Raw genomic sequence first — 7016 nt, forward strand, 5'->3', positions numbered from 1 at the left:
AAGACCCAAAAACAAAGGCAGGAAGACGAAAAGCCATGGCAGAGTTGACAATCTCGGCTGACGACATCCAGGGCGCCGTCCAGGAGTACGTCTCGAGCTTCGAGGCGGATACCGGGCGCGAGGAGATCGGCACCGTCATCGACGCCGGCGACGGCATCGCCCACGTCGAGGGTCTGCCCTCGGTGATGACCCAGGAACTGCTGGAGTTCCCCGGCGGCGTGCTCGGTGTCGCACTGAACCTCGACGAGCACAGCGTCGGCGCGGTCATCCTCGGCGAGTTCGAGAAGATCGCCGAGGGCCAGCAGGTCAAGCGGACCGGCGAAGTGCTCTCGGTGCCCGTCGGCGACGCCTTCCTGGGCCGCGTCATCAACCCGCTCGGCCAGCCGATCGACGGTCAGGGCGACATCGAGGCCGAGGGTCGTCGCGAACTCGAGTTGCAGGCGCCGTCGGTGGTGCAGCGCCAGGGTGTCGGTGAGCCGCTGCAGACCGGCATCAAGGCCATCGACGCGATGACCCCGATCGGCCGCGGCCAGCGCCAGCTGATCATCGGTGACCGCAAGACCGGCAAGACCGCCGTCTGCGTCGACACCATCCTCAACCAGCGGGGTGCCTGGGAGACCGGCGATCCCAACCAGCAGGTGCGCTGCGTCTACGTCGCGATCGGCCAGAAGGGCACCACGATCGCCTCGGTGAAGCGGGCGCTCGAAGACGGTGGAGCGATGGAGTACACCACCATCGTCGCGGCTCCGGCTTCCGACGCCGCTGGCTTCAAATGGCTTGCGCCCTACACGGGTTCGGCCATCGGCCAGCACTGGATGTACAACGGCAAGCATGTGCTGATCGTGTTCGACGATCTGTCCAAGCAGGCCGACGCCTACCGCGCCATCTCGCTGCTGCTGCGCCGCCCGCCGGGCCGCGAAGCCTTCCCCGGCGACGTCTTCTACCTGCACTCCCGCCTGCTGGAGCGTTGCGCCAAGCTGTCCGATGAGCTGGGTGGCGGCTCGATGACCGGCCTGCCGATCATCGAGACCAAGGCCAACGACATCTCGGCGTTCATCCCGACCAACGTCATCTCGATCACCGACGGCCAGTGCTTCCTGGAGTCCGACCTGTTCAACCAGGGCGTTCGCCCGGCCGTGAACGTCGGTGTGTCGGTGTCCCGCGTCGGTGGTGCCGCCCAGATCAAGGCGATGAAAGAGGTTGCCGGTTCGCTGCGTCTGGACCTGTCGCAGTACCGCGAGCTGGAGGCCTTCGCGGCGTTCGCGTCCGACCTGGATGCCGCGTCGAAGGCTCAGCTGGACCGCGGTGTGCGCCTCGTCGAGCTGCTCAAGCAGGCCCAGTACAGCCCGATGGCGGTCGAGGATCAGGTCGTCGCGATCTTCCTCGGCACTCAGGGGCATCTGGATTCGGTTCCGGCCGAGGATGTTTCGCGCTTCGAGTCCGAATTCCTGGAGCACGTGAAGGCGAGCCACTCGGAGATCCTCGACGGCATCAAGGAGTCCAAGAAGCTCTCCGAGGAGGCCGAGGAGAAGCTGGTCTCGGTCATCAACGAGTTCAAGAAGGGCTTCGCGGCAACCGACGGCAGCTCCGTGGTCGCCGACGAGCACGACGCCGAGGCTCTGGATCCCGAGGACCTGGAGAAGGAATCGGTCAAGGTCCGTAAGCCGGCTCCCAAGAAGAACTAGGTAACCAATGGCAGCCACACTTCGCGAACTACGCGGACGTATCCGCTCCGCCTCGTCGATCAAGAAGATCACGAAGGCTCAGGAGCTGATCGCCACGTCGCGGATCGCCAAGGCGCAGGCCCGGGTCGATGCGGCTCGGCCCTACGCCAACGAGATCACCAACATGCTCACCGAGTTGGCGGGCGCGAGCGCGCTCGATCACCCGCTGCTCGTCGCACGGGAGAAGCCGCGGCGGGCCGGTGTGCTGGTGGTTTCGTCGGACCGCGGTCTGTGCGGCGGCTACAACGCGAACGTCTTGCGCCGGGCCGAGGAGCTCTTCTCGCTGCTGCGGGAAGAGGGCAAGGACCCGGTGCTCTACGTCGTGGGCCGGAAGGCGCTGGGCTACTACAGCTTCCGTCAGCGCGAGGTCAAAGAGTCGTGGACCGGCTTCTCCGAGCGGCCCGATTACGAGCACGCCAAGGACATCGCCGACACCTTGGTGACGGCGTTCATGTCCGGTGTCGACGACGAGGGTGACGAGGCCGGCGCCGACGGCGTCCTCGGTGTCGACGAACTGCACATCGTGTCGACGGAGTTCAGGTCGATGCTGTCGCAGACGGCGACGGCGCTGCGGATCGCCCCGATGCTCGTCGAGTACGTCGGTGAAGCCGAAACCGGCCCGCAGACGTTGTTCTCGTTCGAGCCCAACGCCGAGGAGCTGTTCGACTCGCTGCTGCCGCGCTACATCGCGACGCGCGTGTACGCGGCGCTGCTCGAGGCGGCGGCGTCGGAGTCGGCGTCTCGGCGGCGTGCCATGAAGTCGGCGACCGACAACGCCGACGATCTGATCAAGGCACTCACGCTGGCGGCCAACCGCGAACGTCAGGCGCAGATCACCCAGGAAATCAGCGAAATCGTCGGTGGCGCCAACGCGCTGGCAGACGCTACCTAACAGAAGCCCCATCGAGAGCTAGAGAAGCGAAGAGAGAATGACTGCTGCCGTAGAGACCAAGACCGCCGGACGCGTTGTCCGCATCACCGGCCCCGTGGTGGACGTCGAGTTCCCGCGTGGCTCAGTACCCGAACTGTTCAACGCGTTGCACGCCGAGATCACCTTCGGCGCGCTGGCCAAGACCCTGACCCTCGAGGTCGCCCAGCACCTCGGTGACAACCTGGTGCGCTGCATCTCCATGCAGCCGACCGACGGCCTGGTGCGTGGCGTCGAGGTGTCCGACACCGGTGCCTCGATCTCCGTGCCGGTCGGCGACGGGGTGAAGGGCCACGTGTTCAACGCCCTCGGCGACTGCCTCGACGACCCGGGCTACGGCAAGGACTTCGAGCACTGGTCCATCCACCGCAAGCCGCCTGCCTTCGCTGACCTCGAGCCTCGCACCGAGATGCTGGAGACCGGCCTCAAGGTCGTCGACCTGCTGACCCCGTACGTGCGTGGCGGCAAGATCGCCCTGTTCGGTGGTGCCGGCGTGGGCAAGACCGTGCTGATCCAGGAGATGATCAACCGCATCGCCCGCAACTTCGGTGGCACCTCGGTGTTCGCCGGCGTGGGGGAGCGCACCCGTGAGGGCAACGACCTCTGGGTCGAGCTCGCGGACGCCAACGTGCTCAAGGACACCGCGTTGGTGTTCGGCCAGATGGACGAGCCGCCGGGCACGCGTATGCGCGTCGCACTGTCCGCGCTGACCATGGCGGAGTTCTTCCGCGATGAGCAGGGCCAGGACGTGCTTCTGTTCATCGACAATATCTTCCGGTTCACCCAGGCCGGCTCCGAGGTGTCCACGCTGCTCGGCCGTATGCCGTCCGCCGTGGGTTACCAGCCGACCCTGGCCGACGAGATGGGTGAGCTCCAGGAGCGCATCACCTCGACGCGTGGCCGTTCGATCACCTCGATGCAGGCCGTGTACGTGCCCGCCGACGACTACACCGACCCGGCGCCGGCCACCACGTTCGCGCACCTGGACGCCACCACCGAGCTTTCTCGTGCGGTGTTCTCCAAGGGCATCTTCCCGGCGGTGGATCCGCTGGCGTCGAGCTCGACGATCCTGCACCCCAGTGTGGTTGGCGACGAGCACTACCGCGTCGCCCAGGAAGTCATCCGGATCCTGCAGCGCTACAAGGATCTTCAGGACATCATCGCGATCCTCGGTATCGACGAGCTCTCCGAAGAGGACAAGGTCCTGGTGTACCGCGCCCGCAAGATCGAGCGCTTCCTCAGCCAGAACATGATGGCCGCCGAGCAGTTCACCGGTCAGCCCGGTTCGACGGTGCCGCTCAAGGAGACCGTCGAGGCGTTCGACAAGCTGGCCAAGGGCGAGTTCGACCACCTGCCCGAGCAGGCGTTCTTCCTGATCGGCGGCCTGGACGACCTGGCGAAGAAGGCCGAGAGCCTCGGCGCCAAGCTGTGAGTTTCACGACGCGAAAGGTGATGTGAGATGGCCGAATTGGACGTCGACATCGTCGCCGTCGAGCGCAAGATCTGGTCGGGTAAGGCGACGTTCGTCTTCACCCGCACCACGTCCGGCGAGATCGGCATCCTGCCTCGGCACATCCCGCTCGTGGCACAGCTCGTCGATGACGCGATGGTGCGCGTCGAGCGGGAGGGCGAGGACGATCTGCGGATCGCGGTCGATGGCGGTTATCTTTCGGTCACCGAGGAAGGCGTGACGATCCTCGCCGAGTCCGCGGAGTTCGAGTCCGAGATCGACGCGGACGCCGCCAAGTCCGATGCGGCCTCCGACGATCCGCAGACGGCTGCCCGGGGTAGGGCGCGTCTGCGCGCCCTAGGCCAGATCGACTAGTCGAGAGCCAGCGACCGATGAGCGCGCCGATGATCTTCATGGTCGCGCTGGTCACTGTGCTGGGACTTGTGGTGGCGGCCCTGACCTACCGGTTGTGGAAGCTACGGCAGGGTGGGACGGCGGCGATTCTGCGTGACACCCCGGCGGTCGGCGGGCACGGCTGGCGCCATGGAGTCATCCGGTATCGGGGTGATGAGGCCAGGTTCTATCGGCTGTCGAGTCTGCGGTGGTGGCCCGATCGCCGGCTGAGCCGGCGTGGGCTGGAGGTCATCGCCCGACGTGGCCCGCGCGGCGACGAATTCGACATCATGTCCGACGCGATCGTCGTTCTGGAACTGCACGACATCACCGGCGAGCGCGGCCGCGGCTACGAGATGGCGCTGGACCGCGGCGCGCTGACGGCGTTTTTGTCCTGGGTGGAATCGAGTCCCTCGCCGCGGGCGCGGCGCCGCACGGCCTGACTTATGTCTTCGCGGGTCCGTCGGCTTTGCCGCCGCCGGGCTGCCACAGCACGTCACCACCGGGATTGGCCACCCGGCACAGGATGAACAGCAGGTCGGAGAGCCGGTTGAGGTAGCGCGCAGGCAGCGGGCTGACGGTCTCGGGATAGGCCTTGACCGCGACCCACGCCGAGCGTTCGGCGCGCCGGGTCACTGTCCGTGCGACGTGTAGCAGGGCCGACAGCGGGGTGCCGCCCGGCAGGATGAACGAGTTCAGGGCCGGCAGGTTCTCGTTGTAGTGGTCGCACCACGCTTCGAGTCGCTCCACGTACGGGGCAGTGATCCGCAGCGGCGGATACTCCGGGTTTTCGACGACCGGAGTGGACAGGTCGGCGCCCGCGTCGAACAGGTCGTTTTGAATCTGTACCAGCACTTTGCGCAGGTCGTCGTCGGGTTGGCCCAGGGCGACGGCCACTCCGAGCGCGGCATTGGCCTCGTCACAGTCGGCGTACGCGGTCAGCCGCGGGTCATTCTTGTCCACCCGTGAGAAATCACTCAGTCCCGATGTGCCGTCGTCGCCGGTCCGGGTATATATGCGGGTCAGGTGTACTGCCATGAGTGAAACCGTACCGGCCAGGTGGCACGGTACCGGGCCTTGCCTCCACTAAACTAACGGCCGTGGGTGAGCGTTTCGTGGTGACCGGTGGCAACCGGTTGGCTGGCGAAGTCGCCGTTGGGGGCGCCAAGAACAGCGTCTTGAAGCTGATGGCGGCCAGTCTGCTGGCCGAGGGCACCACGACCATCACGAACTGCCCCGACATTCTTGATGTTCCGTTGATGGCGGAGGTCCTTCGCGGCCTCGGCGCCAACGTGGAACTCGACGGTTCGGTCGTGCGGATCACCTCACCCGACGAGCCGAAGTACGAAGCGGACTTCGCCGCGGTGCGGCAGTTCCGGGCGTCGGTCTGCGTGCTGGGCCCGCTGGTCGGGCGGTGTAAGCGCGCCAGGGTGGCATTGCCCGGTGGCGACGCGATCGGCTCGCGCCCGCTGGACATGCATCAGGCGGGGCTGCGCCAGCTCGGCGCCGACTGCACGATTGAGCACGGCTGCGTGGTGGCCACCGCCGAGCGTCTGCACGGTGCGGAGATCCAGCTGGAGTTCCCCTCGGTGGGGGCGACCGAGAACATCCTGATGGCTGCGGTGCTCGCCGAGGGTGTCACCACAATTCACAACGCCGCGCGCGAGCCCGACGTCGTCGACCTCTGCGAAATGCTCTGCCAGATGGGCGCCCAGATCGAAGGCGCAGGCACTTCGACGCTGACGATCACCGGCGTCCCGCGGCTGCACCCCACCGAGCACCGGGTGATCGGCGACCGGATCGTCGCCGCGACGTGGGGGATCGCCGCGGCGATGACGCGTGGTGACATCGCGGTCACCGGGGTGGACCCGGCTCACCTTCAGCTGGTGCTGCACAAGCTGCACGATGCCGGCGCCACCGTCACCCAGCACGACAACGGGTTCCGGGTGGTGCAGTACGACCGTCCGAAGGCAGGCAATGTGGCGACGCTGCCGTTCCCGGGTTTCCCCACCGATCTGCAGCCGATGGCGATCGCGCTGGCGTCGATCGCCGACGGGACGTCGATGATCACCGAGAACGTGTTCGAGGCGAGGTTCCGGTTCGTCGAGGAAATGATTCGGCTCGGTGCCGACGCCCGGACCGACGGTCATCACGCGGTCGTGCGGGGGATCCCGCAGCTTTCGAGTGCGCCGGTGTGGTGTTCGGACATCCGGGCCGGCGCCGGGCTGGTGCTGGCCGGGCTGGTCGCTGACGGAGAAACCGAAGTTCACGACGTGTTTCACATCGATCGGGGCTACCCGCTCTTCGTGGAGAATCTGGTGCGACTTGGAGCTGAGATAGAACGCGTGTAAGGTAGGCAGTCGGCCAGCCGCGCCGGACCCAGAGATGGGGAGGCAGCGGCAAGTTGACAAGCCAACAACATCAAGTAAGATGGCAGGGTTGCCTGCTGGCGGTCGTCGGCCGGGCGTGTTGTTTGAGAACTCAATAGTGTGTTTGGTGGTTTTTGTTTGTTGTTGTTTTT

General features: G+C 66.3%; 7 protein-coding genes. 6 read left to right on the forward strand and 1 reads right to left on the reverse strand.

Annotated features, from left to right (window positions below; genetic code table 11):
- Positions 1-35 precede the first annotated feature (35 nt).
- Genes atpA through CRM90_RS24710 form a run of 5 tightly spaced genes read left to right on the forward strand, consistent with a single transcriptional unit; the run spans position 36 to position 4938 of the window.
- Positions 36-1685, forward strand: a complete 1650-nt coding sequence (gene atpA / locus CRM90_RS24690) for a F0F1 ATP synthase subunit alpha (protein WP_102809542.1) — start codon at positions 36-38, stop codon at positions 1683-1685.
- 7 nt (positions 1686-1692) lie between these two features.
- Positions 1693-2616 carry a F0F1 ATP synthase subunit gamma gene (locus tag CRM90_RS24695; protein ID WP_102809543.1) on the forward strand — a complete coding sequence of 308 codons (924 nt, stop codon included), beginning with the start codon at positions 1693-1695 and terminating at the stop codon, positions 2614-2616.
- Between the two features lie 37 nt (positions 2617-2653).
- Complete coding sequence (gene atpD / locus CRM90_RS24700) at positions 2654-4084, forward strand: F0F1 ATP synthase subunit beta (protein WP_083122766.1); 1431 nt, start codon at positions 2654-2656, stop codon at positions 4082-4084.
- Between the two features lie 27 nt (positions 4085-4111).
- Positions 4112-4477: a F0F1 ATP synthase subunit epsilon gene (locus tag CRM90_RS24705; RefSeq protein ID WP_102809544.1), complete on the forward strand. Its 366-nt coding sequence runs from the start codon at positions 4112-4114 to the stop codon at positions 4475-4477.
- Positions 4478-4494: 17 nt separating this feature from the next.
- Positions 4495-4938 carry a DUF2550 domain-containing protein gene (locus CRM90_RS24710; RefSeq protein WP_102809545.1) on the forward strand — a complete coding sequence of 148 codons (444 nt, stop codon included), beginning with the start codon at positions 4495-4497 and terminating at the stop codon, positions 4936-4938.
- 1 nt (position 4939) lies between these two features.
- Here the strand turns inward: CRM90_RS24710 and CRM90_RS24715 are convergent, their stop codons facing one another.
- Positions 4940-5533: a cob(I)yrinic acid a,c-diamide adenosyltransferase gene (locus tag CRM90_RS24715; RefSeq protein WP_102809546.1), complete on the reverse strand. Its 594-nt coding sequence runs from the start codon at positions 5531-5533 to the stop codon at positions 4940-4942.
- 62 nt (positions 5534-5595) lie between these two features.
- On the opposite strand from CRM90_RS24715, the gene murA reads away from it, so the two are divergent.
- Positions 5596-6846, forward strand: a complete 1251-nt coding sequence (gene murA, locus CRM90_RS24720; protein WP_102809547.1) for a UDP-N-acetylglucosamine 1-carboxyvinyltransferase — start codon at positions 5596-5598, stop codon at positions 6844-6846.
- Positions 6847-7016: the final 170 nt, after the last annotated feature.

The organism is Mycobacterium sp. ENV421 (assembly GCF_002887815.1).
Taxonomy (GTDB): domain Bacteria; phylum Actinomycetota; class Actinomycetes; order Mycobacteriales; family Mycobacteriaceae; genus Mycobacterium.